General features: G+C 63.3%; 17 protein-coding genes and 1 pseudogene. 10 read left to right on the top strand and 8 right to left on the bottom strand.

All coding sequences use genetic code 11. The features are described 5' to 3' along the window. The first annotated feature begins 49 nt into the window (after window positions 1-49). From EOC83_RS25560 to msrA, 5 genes are all read left to right on the top strand, one after another. Complete coding sequence (locus EOC83_RS25560; protein WP_063169623.1) at window positions 50-1,222, top strand: pilus assembly protein TadG-related protein; 1,173 nt, start codon at window positions 50-52, stop codon at window positions 1,220-1,222. Window positions 1,223-1,390: 168 nt separating this feature from the next. Next, the gene (locus tag EOC83_RS25565; RefSeq protein WP_244514250.1) at window positions 1,391-1,702 is read left to right on the top strand and encodes an endonuclease domain-containing protein; all 312 of its coding nucleotides are present in this window, start codon (window positions 1,391-1,393) and stop codon (window positions 1,700-1,702) included. A gap of 151 nt (window positions 1,703-1,853) precedes the next feature. Beyond that, window positions 1,854-2,552: a DUF1223 domain-containing protein gene (locus tag EOC83_RS25570; protein WP_063169625.1), complete on the top strand. Its 699-nt coding sequence runs from the start codon at window positions 1,854-1,856 to the stop codon at window positions 2,550-2,552. A gap of 102 nt (window positions 2,553-2,654) precedes the next feature. Next, window positions 2,655-2,933, top strand: a complete 279-nt coding sequence (locus EOC83_RS25575) for a hypothetical protein (RefSeq protein WP_027162827.1) — start codon at window positions 2,655-2,657, stop codon at window positions 2,931-2,933. Between the two features lie 142 nt (window positions 2,934-3,075). Further along, entirely contained in the window at window positions 3,076-3,813 is a 738-nt protein-coding gene (gene msrA, locus EOC83_RS25580) for a peptide-methionine (S)-S-oxide reductase MsrA (RefSeq protein WP_063169626.1), read from the top strand. A 62-nt stretch (window positions 3,814-3,875) separates the two neighbouring features. Here msrA and EOC83_RS25585 read toward each other — a convergent pair whose 3' ends face one another. The 3 genes from EOC83_RS25585 to EOC83_RS25595 all read right to left on the bottom strand — a co-directional run bounded on the left by EOC83_RS25585 (window position 3,876) and on the right by EOC83_RS25595 (window position 4,977). Further along, complete coding sequence (locus tag EOC83_RS25585; protein ID WP_063169627.1) at window positions 3,876-4,367, bottom strand: hypothetical protein; 492 nt, start codon at window positions 4,365-4,367, stop codon at window positions 3,876-3,878. Between the two features lie 72 nt (window positions 4,368-4,439). Then, a complete protein-coding gene (locus EOC83_RS25590) occupies window positions 4,440-4,727 on the bottom strand; it encodes a hypothetical protein (RefSeq protein ID WP_013528686.1) in 288 nt (95 codons plus the stop codon). After that, window positions 4,705-4,977 (bottom strand): DUF4242 domain-containing protein, encoded by a 273-nt coding sequence (locus tag EOC83_RS25595; protein ID WP_063169628.1) that lies wholly within the window; start codon window positions 4,975-4,977, stop codon window positions 4,705-4,707. Before EOC83_RS25595 ends, EOC83_RS25590 begins: the two co-directional genes overlap by 23 nt. Window positions 4,978-5,198: 221 nt before the next feature. Between EOC83_RS25595 and EOC83_RS25600 the strand changes: the two genes are divergently transcribed. Continuing rightward, window positions 5,199-7,787 (top strand): AAA family ATPase, encoded by a 2,589-nt coding sequence (locus EOC83_RS25600; RefSeq protein WP_063170411.1) that lies wholly within the window; start codon window positions 5,199-5,201, stop codon window positions 7,785-7,787. Window positions 7,788-7,842: 55 nt separating this feature from the next. Here the strand turns inward: EOC83_RS25600 and EOC83_RS25605 are convergent, their stop codons facing one another. Further along, entirely contained in the window at window positions 7,843-8,847 is a 1,005-nt protein-coding gene (locus EOC83_RS25605; RefSeq protein ID WP_013528683.1) for a cytochrome d ubiquinol oxidase subunit II, read from the bottom strand. 9 nt (window positions 8,848-8,856) lie between these two features. Next, complete coding sequence (locus tag EOC83_RS25610; protein WP_063169629.1) at window positions 8,857-10,218, bottom strand: cytochrome ubiquinol oxidase subunit I; 1,362 nt, start codon at window positions 10,216-10,218, stop codon at window positions 8,857-8,859. 260 nt (window positions 10,219-10,478) lie between these two features. On the opposite strand from EOC83_RS25610, the gene EOC83_RS25615 reads away from it, so the two are divergent. Together EOC83_RS25615 and EOC83_RS25620 are read left to right on the top strand one after the other, a co-directional pair. After that, on the top strand, window positions 10,479-11,405 hold the full coding sequence (locus EOC83_RS25615) for an ABC transporter ATP-binding protein (protein ID WP_024502216.1): 927 nt from the start codon (window positions 10,479-10,481) through the stop codon (window positions 11,403-11,405). Next, window positions 11,402-12,163, top strand: a complete 762-nt coding sequence (locus tag EOC83_RS25620) for an ABC transporter permease (RefSeq protein WP_013528680.1) — start codon at window positions 11,402-11,404, stop codon at window positions 12,161-12,163. Before EOC83_RS25615 ends, EOC83_RS25620 begins: the two co-directional genes overlap by 4 nt. Window positions 12,164-12,318: 155 nt before the next feature. Here the strand turns inward: EOC83_RS25620 and EOC83_RS25625 are convergent, their stop codons facing one another. Beyond that, entirely contained in the window at window positions 12,319-13,356 is a 1,038-nt protein-coding gene (locus EOC83_RS25625; RefSeq protein ID WP_063169630.1) for a phosphatidylglycerol lysyltransferase domain-containing protein, read from the bottom strand. 343 nt (window positions 13,357-13,699) lie between these two features. Here EOC83_RS25625 and EOC83_RS25630 point away from each other — a divergent pair, with 343 nt between their 5' ends. After that, a complete protein-coding gene (locus EOC83_RS25630; RefSeq protein ID WP_027161242.1) occupies window positions 13,700-14,890 on the top strand; it encodes an NAD(P)/FAD-dependent oxidoreductase in 1,191 nt (396 codons plus the stop codon). On the opposite strand, the gene EOC83_RS25635 is transcribed toward EOC83_RS25630, so the two are convergent. Then, window positions 14,882-15,106 (bottom strand): hypothetical protein, encoded by a 225-nt coding sequence (locus EOC83_RS25635; RefSeq protein ID WP_024502214.1) that lies wholly within the window; start codon window positions 15,104-15,106, stop codon window positions 14,882-14,884. The two genes, EOC83_RS25630 and EOC83_RS25635, sit on opposite strands and share 9 nt — an antisense overlap. Before the next feature lie 145 nt (window positions 15,107-15,251). Continuing rightward, the gene (locus tag EOC83_RS25640) at window positions 15,252-17,255 is read right to left on the bottom strand and encodes a PhoX family phosphatase (protein WP_063169631.1); all 2,004 of its coding nucleotides are present in this window, start codon (window positions 17,253-17,255) and stop codon (window positions 15,252-15,254) included. A gap of 561 nt (window positions 17,256-17,816) precedes the next feature. Here EOC83_RS25640 and EOC83_RS33035 point away from each other — a divergent pair. Beyond that, a pseudogene (locus tag EOC83_RS33035) lies at window positions 17,817-17,998 on the top strand (hypothetical protein); the annotation flags it as partial.

A 17,998-nucleotide genomic window follows, 5' to 3' on the forward strand; every position in this document is an offset into this window, starting at 1 on the left:
TGCGAACGGGATGTTAGCGGAGGGAAATATCTGATGTAAGGACGAAGGCATGCGGGGGCTTGCAGGCAGTTTTATCGAGTCGCGGAGCGGCTCGTTCGCACCGATACTCATTCTTGCCATGATACCGTTGATCACCGCGATCGGCTTTTCCGTCGACTACACCTCCGCTGTCCAGACCAGGTCGACCGAGCAGGCGGCACTCGACGCCGCGATCCTGTCGATCACCACGATGGATACGGCCTCGACGAAGCCGCAGCGCCAGGTGATGCTCCAGGATACCTACAGAGAAAACGGCGGGCGGGGCGCAGCGACCCTGAACAGCTTCGACGTCAGCGCCAACGGCACCGCCACCGCGCAGGCCTCGGCAAGTTTCGCCATGCCGACCGTGTTCATGCAGATCGCCAGGATTCCCACGGTAACGGTCGGCGTCGCGTCGGCGGTGAGCAAGACGCCGGCGCTGGTCGAAGCTACGTTCAATGTCGATCACGTTTCGGGCTACTGGAACAAGACCATGACTCTGTACGGCCTTCCCTACGGTTGGACCTCCACGACCACGCCGACGGCCATGATGAAGGCCAACTACAACTACAAAGCGTATAGTTATTCCTATACGAGCGGTGGTAAGACCTATACCGCTGCCGAGCCGAAAGGTTACGGGACGACAACTATTACCACGGGACCAACCGATACGCTGGTTCAGACCCAACTGTGCACGACAGTAGGATCAACAACCGATTTCACGGCCACTGCGGGAGTTTACAAAAGCACCGCGGTGGCAAAAAGCGGAAAAACGAACGGCTCCACCGTCTATTTCAAGACGACGTGCGCGACCACGAATTCCGCCGGAAACAGCAGTGGCGCAACAATCAACGTGAGCACGATGGACAAGCTCTATCTGCAGATGGATGTGCCGTCCGGGCCGGTCAACCCGCTCAGGTCGAACAATACAGACACGTCGAACCGGCTCTACCTCGGCGCCGGGTACAGCACCGCGGCACAAAAGGCCCTGAACCCTTCCAAATACCTCCCCGTCGAGGTTGCCAGCAACACGGTCGTCGACATCTTCGCCGTGGTGCCCTGCAGCGAGACCAGCGATCAGGCATGGGAAGACGGCGGCAACAATCCTCCACTGCCAGACGTTACGAACGCCGACTTCTTCTACAGCGTGATGGGCAAGTGCGACTTCAACAAGCGACCGTCCGACACACTGCTGACGCAGTAGATGCTGCTCCTCTTGCCTTCTCCCCTTGCGGGAGAAGGTGGATCGGCGCGTAGCGCCGAGACGGATGAGGGGTGCTGGACGGAGCGCAATAGCTGGCTAATCTAAGCCATGCCGCATCAACCTGTCCCGCCAGCCAAACGAAGCTTCGCCCGTTCGCTCCGGCGTGTAATGACGGAAGCGGAAGACCGGCTGTGGCATGAACTGCGCGACCGCAGGCTCGACCGGATAAAATTTCGGCGCCAGGTTCCCATTGGAAAGTACATTGCCGATTTCGTCTGCTTCGAAGCACGCTTGGTCGTCGAGATCGATGGCAGCCAGCATGCGGAGTTGGAGTCTGACAGCGTCCGCAAAACTCACCTGGAAGAGAAAGGCTTTCGCATTCTGCGCTTTTGGAACGATGACGTTCTGAAAGACATGAACGCCGTTAGCGATACCATCATCGCCTATGTACGGGATACCAGCCTACAGCCTTGGCGGTAGGGGCGCGTTCTTCCCTTCTCCCACAGGGGGAGAAGGGAAGAACGCCTGCGGCCCGATCACAAACCGGTGAGCGCTGTAACGAAGGCGCCGACAGCGGCGAAGTGGGGATATCTGCGGTGCTTCCAGGCGCCGCCGCCCACGGAGCAAGCCGATGTCGCGATCCTGTACGTTCATCAAAGTGTCCAGCCTCTCGGCGATTGCGCTGGCAGCGTCGCTCGGTGCGGCGGCGGCCCAGCCGCTCAGCGTGGTCGAGCTGTTCACCAGCCAGGGCTGCTCGTCCTGCCCGCCGGCCAATGCCAATCTGATCAAGGTCAAGGACCAGCCCGGCGTGCTGGCGCTGTCGTTCAACGTCACCTACTGGGACTATCTCGGCTGGAAGGATATCTTCGGAAAACAGGAATTCACCCGGCGCCAGGTCAGTTATGAGCCGGCGCTCGGTCATGACGGGCCGTTCACGCCGCAAGTGGTGGTCAACGGCCATGCCGATGTCGTCGGTGCCGCACCCGGCGAAATCGAAAAGCTGATTGCGGCGAGCGGCCGGACAAGCGGCCCGGCATTGTCACTCGATGGCGGCAGGATCAGCATCGGCGCCGGCGCCGCACCTGGCGGCCACGCCGATGTCTGGCTGGTGCGCTATGCCAAGGGCGTGGTCGAGGTGCCGGTTTCGCGCGGCGAAAACACCGGCCGCACCTTGCCGCACGCCAATGTCGTGCATGCGCTCGAAAAACTCGGCAGCTGGACCGGCGCGGCCGCGACATATCCTCTGCCCGCCGCGTCCGGCGGCCTGAGCACCGCCGTGCTCGTGCAGTCGCCCGGTGGCGGACCGATCCTGGCTGCCGCGACCGACTAGATCGCGCTTCGACAAGAAATTGCGCAACGCCGCATGGAGCGGCGCCGCATAGCACGGCCGCCAAGAGGGCGCGCCTTCAACGCCAACCCCAAGGAGATCATCATGACCACTTCCCGCCTGACGCTGCCGGCGCTCGCTCTCGCTCTGTGCTCGACGGCGCTGTTTGCCGGCGGCATCGCCCGTGCCGACGACGCGACCAATGCGATGAAGCCGGCTGCAAATGCCATGAAACCGGCCGCGGATGCGATGAAGCCGGCCGCAGACGCCATGAAACCTGCAACGGATGCGATGAAGCCTGCCGACCCGATGGCCACCAATTCCATGAAGCCGGCGGCTGACGCCATGAAGCCGGCAACGGATGCGATGGCTCCGGCCAAGTAAAGGCGGTGCTGTTTCCGGCTTCGGTCCCGCGGGTCCGAAGCCGGATGCACGTGAAAGTGAGGCTTCGGCCGCAACTCGCCCGTCGCATGATCGTATCTTATCCAATAGACTCCACATGATGGACGTCACAGGAGCTCAAGCCATGACCGACATTCAAAAACCAGTCATCAGACAATCGTCGAACGTCTTCCGCAGCGCGCTCGCCGCTCTTGCGCTGGCCGCCGCGGGCGCCGCCTTCTGGCTGACGCCGGCGGTTTCGGCCGAGGACGCGGTGAAGATCCCGCCGCCGGCGCTCGACGAGAAGGCGGCCACCGGCACTGAAAAGGCAGTCTTCGCCGGCGGTTGTTTCTGGGGCGTGCAGGGCGTGTTCCAGCACGTCAAGGGCGTCACCAAGGCCGTCTCCGGCTACACCGGCGGCGACAAGGACACCGCCGTCTACGAGACGGTCGGCTCAGGCCGCACCGGGCATGCCGAATCCGTCGAGATCACCTACGATCCGTCGAAGGTGACCTACGGCCAGCTGCTGCAGGTCTATTTCTCGGTCGCCCACAACCCGACCCAGCTGAATTTCCAGGGTCCGGACTCCGGCACGCAGTACCGCTCGACGATCTTCGCCGAAAACGATGCCCAAAAGAAGATCGCGCAAAGCTACATCGCCCAGCTCGACCAGGCCAAGGTGTTCCCGGAGCCGATCGTCACCACGCTGGAAACCGGCAAGACCTTCTATCCGGCCGAGAATTATCATCAGGACTTCCTGACGCTGAACCCGACCTATCCCTACATCGTCTACAACGACCTGCCCAAGGTGGCGAACCTGAAGGCCCTGTTCCCGGCGCTCTATAGCGAGAAGCCGGTGCTGGTGCTGTCGGCGAGCAACTAAGAATGCCCAATCTCCCCCTCGCGGGGGGAGATTTGCGCACTCAGCCGCCCCGCCCCTGCCGGCTACATGGCCTTCATCGCGTCACACGACACAGTCGGGTTCATGTCGGCGAAGGTGCCGGCCGGGTTCTTCTTCCAGGCCCAGACATGCAGTTCATAGAACGGGCCTAGACCGTAGCGGTTGGGCGCGCTGTCGAAATTGAACAGCTGCCCTTCCAGCGAAGCCGGACCTTTCGAGGTGATGTACTCGACGGCCACCAGCCTCAGCTTGCCGTTTGCCATCGGCTCGTACATCACCGCCTCGGGCTTGGCGAGTTCGACCGCATCGTCCTTCAGATAACCGGCATTGACATAGTGGATGCCCATGGCGCCGCCGGTGATGCCGCTGGCGCAAGGGATCGGCGCATAGCCCTCGGCCGTCGCCATCGCCACGTTCTCGAAGCGGCTGTTGGCTGCCCGCACCTTCTCGTCCAGCGCGCCAGCGTTGTGAGCATTGGCCGCCGTGGCCGCGATCGACAGGTTGATGAGGTGTTTGGTCCACAGATGGATGTTCATGTTCTCTCCTCCTTGTTGATGGCGCGCGGGAGCCGCCGCTCCCGCTGCGACGTCGGATCTCGGCTGCACGCATCATTGGTACCGGGTGAAGTCCCAGTAGTGCGGCAGACCCTCGAGCTCCGGCAGGCCGATGTCGCGTCTCAGATAATCGTCCTGCGGAGGCAATCGACGCCGACTCTTGCGCAATGGCGCGAACAGCAGCGAGGCCAGCCGCCAGAAAGCCCGGCCCGGTAACGGGTCTCGTCCGACGGGTCTCGACGCCGCCGACGGCCCGCTGAACGATTCGTCAGGCACGCTGCCGTCGCCGCGAAGGGCAGTTTGATACTCATCGATCGGGTCAACGGTAAAAGTAAGGGTCAAGAACCCGCACCTCCGTGATCTTGTCGACAGGCAGCGCGTTTTTCTGGGCCGTGCTGCGGATCGCTTCCGGCGAAGGCGCGTCATAGATGCAGAAGCTCTGCTTCTTGTCGGGCGAGACGAAGGACTGCACCCAAGTCACGCCTTTCTCCGCGTTGCGCATGATGACGCCGCCCAGCGCATCGGCGCCGGCCTCGTTCACCGGCACGCTGAGGCCGTTGGGAAATGTACGTTCAACCACATAGCGAGGCATATCAGGTTCCTTTTTACTGTTTCACGCCCGGTTTTGAGCGCGGAGGACATTGATCACGCTCGCCAGGGGCGCGCATCGGAACCTTTCCCTATGTTTCGTGGGACGATTCCCCATGTTAACGGCGTTCACTGCTGGAGCCACAAAGCCGATACCGGGCCGCGCTATCCTGCCTGACGAAAGCGGGGTGCGGCGGCGACCCGGATCACGAAAAGCGGATGATCATGCTTCTGGAACGGCAGACACAGCTGGAGCAGCTGGACGGACTTCTCGCCGAAGCCGCGCGTGGTCGCGGCAGCGTGGTGGCGTTGTCGGGCGAGGCCGGCGCCGGCAAGACCGCACTGGTCGAGGCCTTCGTCGCCGGCGCGGCCAAGGCTACGCGCATCTTGCGCAGCGCCTGCGAGGACCTGTCGATCCCCGATCCGCTCGGACCGCTCTATGACCTCGCCCGCGAGGCGCAATGGGCGATGCCGCAGGCGATCGACGCCAGGCAGGGTCAGCGGCTGCCACTGTTCTCCGGTGCCCTCGACGTGTTCGAGACAAGGACCCAGCCGACGCTTCTGGTAATCGAGGATCTGCATTGGGCGGACGACGCGACGCTCGATTTCGTCCGCTTTCTTGGCCGGCGCATCGCCAACACCCACATCCTGGTCCTGTTGACGGCGCGCACCGACCGCAGCGAAGGACAGGCGCGTGTGCGCCGGGCGCTGGGTGAAATTCCGTCGGGCAACGTTGCCCGTATCGACGTGCCGCTGTTGAGCGAGGCGGCCGTCCTGTCGCTCGCCAGCGCTGCCGGCCGAGATGGCGACGCCATCTACCGGGTCACCGCCGGCAATGCCTTCTTCGTCACCGAGCTCCTGTGTGCCGACAATGAGATGACGCCACCGGCCAGCGTGCGGGACGCCGTTGTGGCGCGGGCCGAACGGCTGTCCGCCGGTGCCCGCTCGATGCTGGACGCGGTGTCGGTGTTTCCCAGGCGGGCCGATGCTTGGGCTCTGCAGGGCCTGTGCGGCGTCGCCAGCGCCGGACAGCTGGCGGAATGTGTGTCGAATGGGCTGCTCGACGATCTGGGCGATGGCTATGCCTTCCGCCATGAAATCGCACGCCGCGCCATCGAGATGATGCTGACGACAAGTTACAGGAGACTGTTCAACCAGCGCGCGCTGTCGGCGCTGCTTGAAAACGGCGGCGTCGCCACCGCACGCCTGGTCCATCACGCCGTGGAAGCGCACAATTTCGAGGCGGTGCGCGAATTCGCGCCGATCGCCGCGCGCGAGGCTTCGCGTGTCGGCGCCCATCGCGACGCCGCCGGCTACTATGAGGTCGCCTTGCGGCAGGCCGACACCTTGCCCGTGGAAGAACGCGCCGGACTTTACGAGCAGTATGCCTTCGAGTGTCACTTGATCGCCCGCATTGACGAGGCCATCAAGGCGCAGGAACAAGCCCGCGCGTTGCAAAAGGCGCTTGGCAACACGCTGAAGGAAGGCGACAGCCTCAGGTGGCTATCGCGCTTCGCCTATCTGTTGGGCGACCGCCCGGCAGCCGACCTGTTCGGCGCCCAGGCGGTCGCGTTGCTGGAGGCAGTTCCCGCCAGTGCCGAACTTGCCATGGCCTATTCGAACCTTTCGCAGCTGGCGATGCTGGCCGAGAGGCTCGACGAGACCCTGTCGCTGGGCGGCAGGGCGATCGAGCTTGCCGAGCAGCTGGACCGGCAGGATGTCGTTTGTCACGCGCTCAACAATGTCGGCGCCGCCGAGCAGTGGCTGGATCTGGCCAGCAGCCGGCTGCATCTCGCCCGCAGCCTTGAAATCGCGCTGGAGCAGAATTTTCAGGAGCACGCCGCGCGTGCCTTCACCAATTGCGCCTGTGGCGAGATCAACCAATTGGGCTACAGCCAGGCTCAATCCTTCCTTGATCGCGGCATCGACTATTGCGTCGAGAACGATCTGGCGACTTGGCGTGACTATATGCGTGGGGTTCGGGCACAGTTGTTGTTGCGTCAGGGATACTGGAACGAAGCCGCCGCCGAGGCTCTGGATGTCATAAGCAATGACCAGGCGACGGCGCTGGTCCGCTATCCCGCTTTGGTGGCCCTGGTGAAACTGCGTCTTCGGCGCGGAGATCCTTCGGCCGAGCCACTGCTGGCGGAAATGAATCGGTTCCTGGAAAGGGGAGCCGAATTGCAGCGGCTGTTGCCGTACGCCGCCATCGTCGCCGAGCAGGCATGGCTCGGCGAGGCGGAAATCGCCGAGGCGCTGCGGCTGATCGACCTTGCCGAGACCCTGTCGCCGACGCGGGCTATGTTTGCCGAACTGGCCAGCTGGCGCCAGATCCTCTCCGCCGGTAGCGACGCGGGGGATACGGCCGGCATGGCCGCGCCGTACCGAATGCTCCTGGCTGGCGACTGGCAAGGGGCGGCCGCGGTCTGGGCGGATCTCAACGCACCTTATGAACGTGCGCTCGCGCTCGCCCAGGGCGATGAGCCGGCGCAGCGTGCGGCACTCGAGATATTCGAGACCCTTGGAGCCAAGCCGGTTGCGAGCCATGTGCGCGAAATCATGCGGCGCAACGGCGTCATTCGCATCGCCCGGGGGCCGCGCCAGACCACGCGCGCCAACAGCGCCGGCCTGACCCAACGCCAGATGGAAGTGCTGCAACTGATCGAGCGCGGCTTCTCCAACAAGCGGATCGCAGAGCATCTGACCATTTCACCAAAAACCGTCGATCACCATGTCTCCGCGGTTCTGGGTAAGCTGGATGCCATCTCGCGTGGCGAGGCCACAGCTGCCGCGCGCGATTCCGGGCTGATCTGAAAGCAGCCCTTCCTGAGAAAGCCCATGGCGCTTTGCGTCAAAGAGATGGAGCGGATCAATCGTAGGTCAGGTCGGTCGCCTTGCCGCCGAACACCCGGTAGGCATAGAAGGAATAGAAGATGATGATCGGCAGCACCACCACGGTGCCGGCCAGGATGATGGCCAGGCTTTCCGGTGCCGAGGCTGCCTGCCAGATGGTCAGGCGATCCGGCACCACGAACGGGTAGAACGACCAGGCGAGGCCGGCAAAGCCAAGCGCGAAGATGGCCGCCAGCGTCAGGAACGGCGTCAGTGAATGGCGGTCGTCGGGCTTCGGCAGATGGAAGGTCTGCCGCCACAGCCACAGAAACAGCAGCGCCGACAGGATCGGCAGCGGCGACAGATAAAGCATCTCCGGCCAGACGAACCATTTGTCGAAGATGCGCGGGCTGGCGAAGGGCGTCGCCAGCGACACCGCGGCCATGCCGAGTGCGGTCAGCACCAGCGTCGTGCGCAGCCAGCGCACCGCCTTCTTCTGCAGCTCGCCTTCGGTCTTGTAGATCACCCAGGCGGCACCCATCGCCGCGTAGGCGGCGGCAAGGCAGAACGCCACCAGCACGCCGAACGCCATGCCGCCGAGGCCGACATCGAGGCCGAGCACATAGACACCCAGCATGTAGCCCTGCGCCAGTGAGGCGATGAGCGAACCCAGGAAGAAAATACGGTTCCAGCGATGCTTCCGGCCAGCTGGCACCTTGGCGCGGAAATCGAAGGCAACGCCGCGCAGGATCAGCCCGAGCAAAAGCACGAAGACCGGAATGTAGAGCGCCGTCAGGATGACGCCATGCGCCAGCGGGAAGGCGACCAGCAGCAGGCCGACGGCCAGCACCAGCCAGGTTTCGTTGGCGTCCCAGAACGGGCCGATCGCGGCAATCATCGTATCCTGTTCGGCGTCTTCGGCGGCGGCGAACAGGATGCCGATGCCGAGATCGAAACCGTCGAGAATGACGTAGATCAGGATGGCGAGGCCCATCAGGCCGGCGAAGATGAGGGGAAGCGCGGTTGGCCAGTCGAAGCTCATCTTCTTCTCCTACTCGCCAGCCGCCGGCTGTGACATGGCGGCGTTCATGACGCCCGGCAGCGGCGATGAATCGCCGTCCTTCGCCGCCTTCAGCGCCAGGTGCACCAGCACGCCGAGATAGGCGATCAGCAAAAGCACATAGAGAACGAGGTAGGTCGCCAGCGTCAGCGCGACATGGCTGCCCGCCACCGGGCCGACCGCGTCTGCCGTTTTCAGCACGCCCGTCACCAGCCAGGGCTGGCGGCCGATTTCGGTGGTGTACCAGCCGGCCAGCGTCGCCAGCCAGCCCGACAGCGCCATCGGTACCATCAGCATGGCGAGCGGCTTCGGCAGGCTGTGCCGGCGCTTGAGGAAGAAGGCCGCCGACCATGAGACGAGCAGCATCGATATGCCTGTGCCGACCATCACGCGGAAACCCCAGAACACCGGAAAGACCGGCGGATGGTTGCCGGGATAATCGTTCAGTCCCGGCACGACACCGCTGGTCGAGTGCCGCAGCACCAGGCTGGCGCCGTCGGGAATGGCGATCTCGAATTTGTTTTCCTTCGCGGCCTCGTCGGGCAGGGCGAAGAGCACCAGCGGCACATTGGGGCCGGTGTTCCAGTTGGCCTCCATGGCGGCGATCTTCTGCGGCTGGTGCTCCAGCGTGTTCAGCCCATGCTGGTCCCCGGCGAAGATCTGAATCGGGATCAGGATCGCGGCCGTGAAGACGCCGGTGCGCAGCGCCTTCCACATCGATTCCGAACGGTCGCCGGTGAGATAGCGCAGCGCCGACAGGCCAGCGACCAGGAACGACACCGTCAGCCCGGACGCCAGCAGCATGTGGGTCAGCCTGTAGGGCATCGACGGGTTGAAGATGATTGCCCACCAGTCGACCGCATGCGCCACGCCGTCGCGCATCTCGAAGCCGGCCGGCGTCTGCATCCAGGAATTGAGCGCGATGATCCAGAACGCCGAGACGGTGGTGCCGCCGGCGACAAGCACCGTCGCCAGTGTGTGGATGCGGTTGGAAACGCGGCGGAAGCCGAACAGCATGATGCCGAGGAAGGCCGCTTCGAGGAAGAAGGCGGTGAGAATCTCGTAGGCCAGCAGCGGCCCGGCGATGTTGCCGACCTTTTCCATGTAGCCCGGCCAGTTGGTGCCGAACTGGAAGCTCATGGTGACGCCCGAAACCACGCCCATGGCAAAGGACAGCGCGAACACCTTCACCCAGGTGAAATAGGCGCGCATCCAGGCGGAATCGTTGGTCGCGTTGTAGCGCAGCTTGAAGAACAGCAGCACCCAACCCAGCGCAATGGTGATCGTCGGAAATAGAATGTGGAATGAAATATTCGCGCCGAACTGGATACGCGAAAGTATGAGCGGGTCCATGATGGGCTCCGGCTGCTGCAAATACTCGCGAAGAATAGGCCCGAAGCGAGTTCAGGTCAAAGCGGCGTCCTGCCGCGAGGCTGAACGCCACAGGACAATTTTGCCGGTTGCATGCCGCGCAACTCCGGGCCTGTGCGCCGCACCTGCAATGGCCGGCCGGCAACGATTGTCGAGAACTGTCAGCAGGGCATTGACTTGCGGTTGCAAGCACCGACATTCGGCCTATATCAGGGGACCTCTTCAAGCAGCCGTTTTCATCCATGCCTTCCATCCTGTCCATTTCCGGGGTCTCCAAGACCTACGCCACCGGTTTTACCGCGCTCAAGGAAGTCAATCTCGACATTCAGCGCGGCGAAATCTTCGCGCTGCTTGGGCCCAATGGCGCCGGCAAGACGACGCTGATCTCGATCGTCTGCGGCATCGTCAACCGCTCGTCGGGCACCGTCACCGTCGACGGCCACGACATCAACAAGGATTATCGCGCCGCGCGCGGTCTGATCGGGCTTGTGCCGCAGGAACTGACCATCGATGCCTTCGAGAGCGTCTGGGCGACGGTCAATTACAGCCGTGGCCTGTTCGGCAAGCCGGCCAACCACGGCTTTGTCGAGAAGGTGCTGCGCGATCTCTCACTGTGGGACAAGAAGGATGCCAAGGCGATCACCCTGTCGGGCGGCATGAAGCGCCGGCTGATGATCGCCAAGGCGCTGTCGCATGAGCCGCGCATCCTGTTCCTCGACGAGCCGACCGCCGGCGTCGACGTCGAGCTGCGCCAGGACATGTGGGCGATGGTGCGCCGGCTGCGCGAGGACGGCGTCACCATCATCCTCACCACGCACTATATCGAGGAAGCCGAAGCGATGGCCGACCGCGTCGGCGTCATCAACCGCGGCGAGATCATCCTGGTCGAGAACAAGGCCGAACTGATGCGCAAGCTCGGCCGCAAGCGGCTGGTGCTGGAACTGCGCAATCCGCTGACGGCCATTCCCGAGGCGCTCTCGCGCTATGCGCTGGAATTGTCGCCCGATGGCGGGCAGCTGACCTACACCTATGACAACCAGGCCGAGCGGCCCGGCGTCGCCTCGTTGATGCGCGATCTCGAGGCCGGCGGCATCCAGTTCCGCGATATCGACACGCAAAACTCTTCGCTCGAGGAGATCTTCGTCAATCTGGTGAGGAGGGAGCCATGAACCTTCGCGCAGTATGGGCGATCTACCGGATGGAAATGGCACGTGCTTTCCGCACCGTGCTGCAGAGCATCGTCTCGCCGGTCATCTCGACGTCGCTGTATTTCGTCGTCTTCGGCTCGGCCATCGGCTCGCGCATCACCGAGATCGACGGCATCAGCTACGGCGCCTTCATCGTGCCGGGTCTGATCATGCTGTCGCTGTTGACGCAGTCGATCTCCAACGCCTCCTTTGCCATCTATTTCCCGAAATTCGTCGGCTCGATCTACGAGCTTCTGTCGGCGCCGGTCTCCTATCTGGAGATCGTCATCGCCTATGTCGGCGGTGCCGCGACCAAGTCGATCATCCTCGGCCTGATCATCCTGGCCACCGCCTCGCTGTTCGTGCCGCTCACCATCCTGCATCCGTTCTGGATGCTCGCCTTCCTGGTGCTGACGGCGGTGACCTTCAGCCTGTTCGGCTTCATCATCGGCATCTGGGCGAAGAGTTTCGAGCAGCTGCAACTGGTTCCGCTGCTGATCATCACGCCGCTGACCTTCCTCGGTGGCAGCTTCTATTCGATCAACATGCTGCCCGAGGTCTGGCGCACGATCACGCTGTTCAACCCGGTCGTCTATCTGATCAGCGGTTTCCGCTGGAGCTTCTACGGCAAGTCCGACGTCTCGGTCGGCGTCAGCCTCGGCATGACGGTCGTCTTCCTGCTGATCTGTATAACGATCGTCGCCTGGATCTTCAGGACAGGGTATCGGTTGAGGAATTGACGGCAGAACGCCGCCAGGTCTGTTGAGATTCAGGTCAGGCCGAGTCGAAAATGGCGGATTCCGAGAACCGGAGCGGAGCGTACTTTTCGTACGTGAGCACCGGAAGCGCAGGAAGCCGCCATTTGCAGGCCGGCCTCACCTGAATATCGATACATCTAGATCGCCTTGACCAGCCGCAGCAACCCCAGCATCTCGACATACGTCCCCTTGCGGAAAGCGATGTAGACCGGCTCCTCGACACCGTGGAAGCGGCGCTTGAAGGCCGCCTGGCCCTGCAGGTTGAACCTGCGGCGATTGACCCAGGGCGAATCGTAGGCGCGCTGGAAGGCATTGCGCCAGAAATCGCTTTCGGCAAAGCCGCTTGGCCCGATATCGAGCATCGGCGACAGGCCGAGCGTGACCACCGAGATGCCCTCTTCGCGAAAACGATCGACGGCGAATTTGGTCAGGCCGACCTCGGCATGCGGCGAAGCGTCGATATGCTTGCGCTTGAAGGCCGTCGTGTAGCCGATGACCTTTCCGTTGCGGCACAGCGGGTCGAAGTCGAGCAGAGCGACCAGTCCGCCGTCGGGACCGTGCAGGACGAAACGGCGCATGTCGGTGCCGAGATGGTCGGCAAAGTTGCGGTTGAGAAAGCCCATCTCCCAGCGCTTGACGATGCGGTCGCCGCGCCAGTTTTCCGAAAGCCGGGCAATTTCATCCAGAAAAATCGTGCGCTTGTCCTCGTCGAACGAAAAGCCTTTCTTCAGCAGCCAGCGCTCGGAGTAGCGCACGGTCTCGTTGCGCTTCCCGGAAAAATCATGCTCGGGCAGGGTGAGGCGGGTGTCGATGCCGAGGCGATTGACCTTGTAGCCAAGGCCGGCCAGCACGCGTGCGGTGTCCTCGCCGACCTGCACGAACCACGGGCTGCCGGCGGTCTCGACGAAGCGCTTGATGTAATCGGCCCGACGCGCCGGAGCCGCCACCGGGTCGCCGAGCGCGAAATGGTGCTTCATCTTGGTACCGAAGGCGATGTAGCCGTCGGCGTCGCCGAAATAGGAGAGCTTGCCTTGCACGGCGGTGGAATAGGCGAGCGAGAAGTCGCCATAGCGGCGCACCAGTGCCAGGCGTTCGACATGGGTCAGCGCCTGCCGCTCGACCTCGGGCGCGGCGGCCTCAAGGATCTTGTCGAAATAGAACCGCAAGGAGGGCATGGTCGAGATTCCGCGTGCCGCCTACAGCGCCGGCCGTCCAGGACGCGCCAAGGTGCTGTAACACTTTGATTCTGCGCATGACTCGAAAATCGGAGTCGATTTCGGGCATGCGCGTGGGGATAACCGAGACCCGCCAGCCACCCCGAGCCTCGAATCAATCACATTGCCGCGACCTGATTACCGTTGATATCGCGCATATGCCATATAGAGCGCAACCGCGGCCCGGCGTACGGAGCTAATTCGCATCGCTCGAAATTTCGGCCGCGGTTTGCTGCAGGGATCCTGCGCGGGATCAAACGGTTACAGCGTCCTGCCAGCCTGGCGTCGAACGGGATTCGAGTGAATGACTGATACGACAATCAGATCGGTTGTGGATCTGCCGGCCAAGGTCGAGCCGGCAATCGTCGTCGGCGCCGGTGCTGCCGGGCTGGCCGTCGCGCACGCCTTGATGAACGCCGGCGTGCCGACGGCGATCCTGGAAAAGGAAAGCCGGTTGGCTGAGCCATGGCACCGGCGGCACCAGCAATTGCATCTCAACACCCACCGCGATCTTTCTTCGCTGCCTGGTCTCCCCTATCCACCCGGCACCCCCGCCTTTCCGCACCGGACGGTCGTCATCCGCCACATGAATGATTTCAGGGAGGAAAACCGGCTGCCGGTGCAGTTTGGCGTCGCTGTCGAAGAGATTGCCTTCAAGGGCGATCACTGGGCGGTACGGACCAGCGCTGGCCTGCGGCTGGCCCGCAATGTCGTCGTCGCCACCGGCCGCGACAGGCAGCCGTTCATTCCCGAATGGAAAGGCATGAAGGATTTCGTCGGGCGCATCATCCATTCGGCGGATTTCGGTGACGCACAGGCCTATGCGGGCCAGAAAGTGCTGGTCGTCGGCGCTGGCAATTCGGGTTTCGATGCGCTCAATCATCTGGCCGGCATAGACACGGCCGCCATCTGGCTGTCGGCCCGCAGCGGTCCCGCCCTGCTGCCCAAGCGCATCGGCAAGATCGCCGTGCACCGGCTTTCGCCGTTCATGGCTCGCTTGCCGTTGCGGGTCGCCGACGCGGTGATGTCGGCGACGCAGCGCCTGGCTTTCGGCGACCTGACCAAATTCGGCCTGCCGCCCGCGCCTGCGGGCGGCGCCAGCCGCCTGACCTCGGATTACACCGCGATCGCCGCCGACGACGGCGCCGTCAGCGCCATAAAGGCCGGCAAGATCACCGTCGTACCTGGCATAAGGGAATTCACCCGTGACGGCGTGATCCTGGCCGATGGCAGCCTGATCTATCCTGACATCGTCATTGCCGCGACAGGCTACCGCACCGGGCTGGAGCCGATGGTCGGCAAGCTCGGCGTGCTCGACGCCAAGGGCGTTCCGCTCTTCAACGGCGGGCAAGCCGATCCGAAATTGCCCGGTCTGTGGTTCACCGGCATGCGGCCGAGCATTCGCGGCTGCTTCGCCAATGCCGGTATCCTGGCCAAGGCGATCGCCAAACGGATTGCAGGGTCGGCCTCGCACCAACCCGGCGCATCACGCTGATTTGGGTTCCAGCCGCCGGAAACCGACGGCCTCCATCAGCATGTCCTCTTCCTCCATGCCGGCATTGTGCAGGGCGAGCAGGTTAAGCGCGATTTCCCGCGCGTCGGCGGAATCGGGATGTGCCTCGCGCCGCCGGCAGGCCTCGTCGAACACGCGCTGCAGCTTGGCGATATCGGCTGGCTTGAGCAAGCCACGGTCATAGACGGACTTCGACATGGCGATCTCCTGATAAAGACCTAGGGCGCCATGTTTAAATTGCCAATCTTTCCCGAGGCTTGACCGACTTCACCCCATGCCGCGACTTCAAAGGGCGGCAGCGGTGCAAATCTGCTCCGCTGCTGCGCCCCATGCTGGAGGGCAATCAGACCGCGATCTTGCCGCCGCCCTGTCTGGTGATGGCGACCACCGACGGCCGCACCGGCATGTCGGGCTTGAAGTCGGGCCAGCGCGTCGACAGATCCTCATAGTAGGACGGGCGGCCGAACGCTTCCCAGTCCTCGCCGCCATCGCCCGGATGCTGGACGGCGACGAAGGCGGTCTGGTCGTCGGGCGCAAACAGCGGACCGCACATTTCGGCGCCGATCGGCACGCGGAAGAACAGTTTCGAGGTCGCCCGCGCCACCCCTTCCGTGTCCACCGCCCACAGACCATCCGTGCGGCCGGTGGCTTTCGGGCCCTGGCCGTCGGTCGCGACCCAGAGACGCCCGGCCGAATCGACCGCGCAATTGTCGGGCATGCCGAACCAGCCATTGGCCGTCGTTGCCGTCGAGAAGGTGGCGCCGACATCGGCAACCGCCGGATCACCGCATTTCAGCAGCACTTCCCACTTGCCCTTGGCGGCGGTGAAATCACCGCCGTCCTCGGCGATCTCGATGATGTGGCCAAAGGCGTTTTCGGCGCGGGGGTTGGCGGCGTCTACCTGGTCGGCCTTGCGCTTCGAATTGTTGGTCAGCATGACATAGACCTTGCCGTTGATGGCATTGGGCTGGATGTCTTCGGGGCGGTCCATCTTGGTGGCACCGAGCAGGTCGGCGGCGCGGCGCGTCTCGATCAGCACGTCGGCCTGGCCAGTGAAACCGTTTTCAGCCGTCAGCGGTCCCTGGCCGAAGACGATCGGCAGCCATTCGACCGTGCCATCTTCGGCGAACCTGGCGACATGCAGCGTGCCATCATCGAGCAGGTCCCTGTTGGCGGCATGATCGTTCGGATCGAACGCGGCCTTGGTCACGAACTTGTAGACATAGTCGAAGCGCTCGTCGTCACCGAGATAGAAGACGACGCGGCCGTCCCTGGCGACAATCGATTCGGCGCCCTCATGCTTGAAGCGGCCCATGGCCGTGCGCTTCCTCGGCGTCGAGGTCGGGTCGTTGACATCGACCTCGACGATCCAGCCGAAGCGGTTGGCCTCATTGGGCTCCTTGGCGAGGTCGAAACGTTCGTAATGCGCCGCCCATTCATAGGCGCCTTCGGGAATGCCGAGACGCTTGTAGTTCGCGGCTTCCTTGTGGCCTTCCGGCAACTCGCCGGAGAAATAGCCATGGATGTTCTCCTCGGCCATCACATAGGTGCCCCAGGGCGTGACGCCGCCGGCGCAATTGTTGAACGTGCCGAACACCTTGGTGCCGGACGGATCGGCATTGGTCTTGACGCGGTCATGGCCGGCAACCGGACCGGCCAGCGCCATTTCGGTGTTGGAGGTGATGCGGCGATTGAGCTTGCCGTCGCGCACCACCTGCCATTTGCCTGATGTCTTGCGGATCTCGACGATGGTGCCGCCGTGAGCTGCCATCTCGACATCGACCTGCTCCTTCGAGAGGGGTGCGACTTCGGCCGACTTCTTGCCGTCCTTCTCGACGATTTTCACGATGCCCGGGAACATCAGATGCGGATTGGTGTATTCGTGGTTGACCACCAGCAGGCCATGTTCGGCCGAGCCGTCGATGGGGATGTAGCCGACATAATCGTTGTTGTAGCCGAACTGTTTCGCCTGGGCCTCGGCCGACTGTTTCGTCGGGTCGAAGTCGGGCGAATCGGCAAACAGCGGATCGCCCCAGCGCAGCAGTACATCGGCATCGTAACCCGGCGCGACGTGGTGCTTGTCGTCGATGCCGGCCTCGAGTTCGTCGAACGTGAAGGCCGAGCCTTCAGCGGCCCGGGCCTCGTCGGCGCTGATCAGCGCCAGCGGGCTGACGGTGGCGGCGATGGCCGAGACAGCCAGCGAACCCTTGAGGAAGCCGCGGCGCGAGAACCGCGCGGCGATGATCTCGCCCATGGTGCGGTTGTCGGAAGCGTTGATGGCCGGGCCGTCGTTTTCCTCGAGCAGGCTGGTGCGGAATCGGGTGTCGGGGGAGCGAAGGTCAGTCATGGCTTGCCTCTGGCTGTTGGATTGGCTGGAGCGTGGGTACCTGTTTGACCCCCTTATAATCGCCGGATCACATTTTCGTGACATCGGGAGACCTTTCAGACGCGACAGGCATTGCGCGCAGCGCTGGCTAAGCATTCCCGCAGACCGGAACTGCTCCAGAATCGCCGGTTCGAGATGAAAGGAGACCTTAGGCGGCATCTTGGCCGCGCATCCTGCGACGGCGGACGACATCAGTCGTTTGCAAAAAACAGATCAACGGGCAACTGCACCCTCGACAAGTCACCTCCGCCGCCCCCGGCGGAGGTGACTTGATGTTCGGCGTCTGCGGTCGTCAGGCATCGGGAAAGCCAGTCTCCCGTTTAGCGATGGCGGTCACGGCGCCGTTCATGCGAAGCTAATGTAGCATATACTTGGGACTTTAGTCCAACCTTGCGCTTGCAATGGTCCTGGTTGACAACCGCAACGGTCGGAGGTCGCTTCCGGGCGCCGCGTCTTTCGGCAATGTTGGTTGCACTGCAACGTTGGGGTGGGGCGCGCCGGGCTCAGTCGTCGGAGATCAGAATGCACAGATCGGTCACGACCCGTTGTTGCCGGCTGGCGCTCAAATCGGCAGCGGCGCTGGTGTTGACGATTGCGCCCTATCAAATTGTCCTGGACGGCTCCGTTTCCGGCATCCACACCGTCAGCGCATACGCCAAGGGTGGCGGTAACAGTGGCGGCGGTGGTGGTGGCGGGGGGGGCGG

The organism is Mesorhizobium sp. Primo-A (assembly GCF_003997175.1).
GTDB classification, from domain to species: domain Bacteria; phylum Pseudomonadota; class Alphaproteobacteria; order Rhizobiales; family Rhizobiaceae; genus Mesorhizobium; species Mesorhizobium ciceri.

Bases quoted from the DNA above. Each gene is read 5' to 3' on its own strand.
- EOC83_RS25560 (WP_063169623.1), top strand. From the start codon at position 50: ATGCGGGGGCTTGCAGGCAGTTTTATCGAGTCGCGGAGCGGCTCGTTC.
- EOC83_RS25565 (WP_244514250.1), top strand. From the start codon at position 1,391: ATGACGGAAGCGGAAGACCGGCTGTGGCATGAACTGCGCGACCGCAGG.
- EOC83_RS25570 (WP_063169625.1), top strand. From the start codon at position 1,854: ATGTCGCGATCCTGTACGTTCATCAAAGTGTCCAGCCTCTCGGCGATT.
- EOC83_RS25575 (WP_027162827.1), top strand. From the start codon at position 2,655: ATGACCACTTCCCGCCTGACGCTGCCGGCGCTCGCTCTCGCTCTGTGC.
- msrA (WP_063169626.1), top strand. From the start codon at position 3,076: ATGACCGACATTCAAAAACCAGTCATCAGACAATCGTCGAACGTCTTC.
- EOC83_RS25585 (WP_063169627.1), bottom strand. From the start codon at position 4,367: ATGAACATCCATCTGTGGACCAAACACCTCATCAACCTGTCGATCGCG.
- EOC83_RS25595 (WP_063169628.1), bottom strand. From the start codon at position 4,977: ATGCCTCGCTATGTGGTTGAACGTACATTTCCCAACGGCCTCAGCGTG.
- EOC83_RS25600 (WP_063170411.1), top strand. From the start codon at position 5,199: ATGCTTCTGGAACGGCAGACACAGCTGGAGCAGCTGGACGGACTTCTC.
- EOC83_RS25605 (WP_013528683.1), bottom strand. From the start codon at position 8,847: ATGAGCTTCGACTGGCCAACCGCGCTTCCCCTCATCTTCGCCGGCCTG.
- EOC83_RS25610 (WP_063169629.1), bottom strand. From the start codon at position 10,218: ATGGACCCGCTCATACTTTCGCGTATCCAGTTCGGCGCGAATATTTCA.
- EOC83_RS25615 (WP_024502216.1), top strand. From the start codon at position 10,479: ATGCCTTCCATCCTGTCCATTTCCGGGGTCTCCAAGACCTACGCCACC.
- EOC83_RS25620 (WP_013528680.1), top strand. From the start codon at position 11,402: ATGAACCTTCGCGCAGTATGGGCGATCTACCGGATGGAAATGGCACGT.
- EOC83_RS25625 (WP_063169630.1), bottom strand. From the start codon at position 13,356: ATGCCCTCCTTGCGGTTCTATTTCGACAAGATCCTTGAGGCCGCCGCG.
- EOC83_RS25630 (WP_027161242.1), top strand. From the start codon at position 13,700: ATGACTGATACGACAATCAGATCGGTTGTGGATCTGCCGGCCAAGGTC.
- EOC83_RS25635 (WP_024502214.1), bottom strand. From the start codon at position 15,106: ATGTCGAAGTCCGTCTATGACCGTGGCTTGCTCAAGCCAGCCGATATC.
- EOC83_RS25640 (WP_063169631.1), bottom strand. From the start codon at position 17,255: ATGACTGACCTTCGCTCCCCCGACACCCGATTCCGCACCAGCCTGCTC.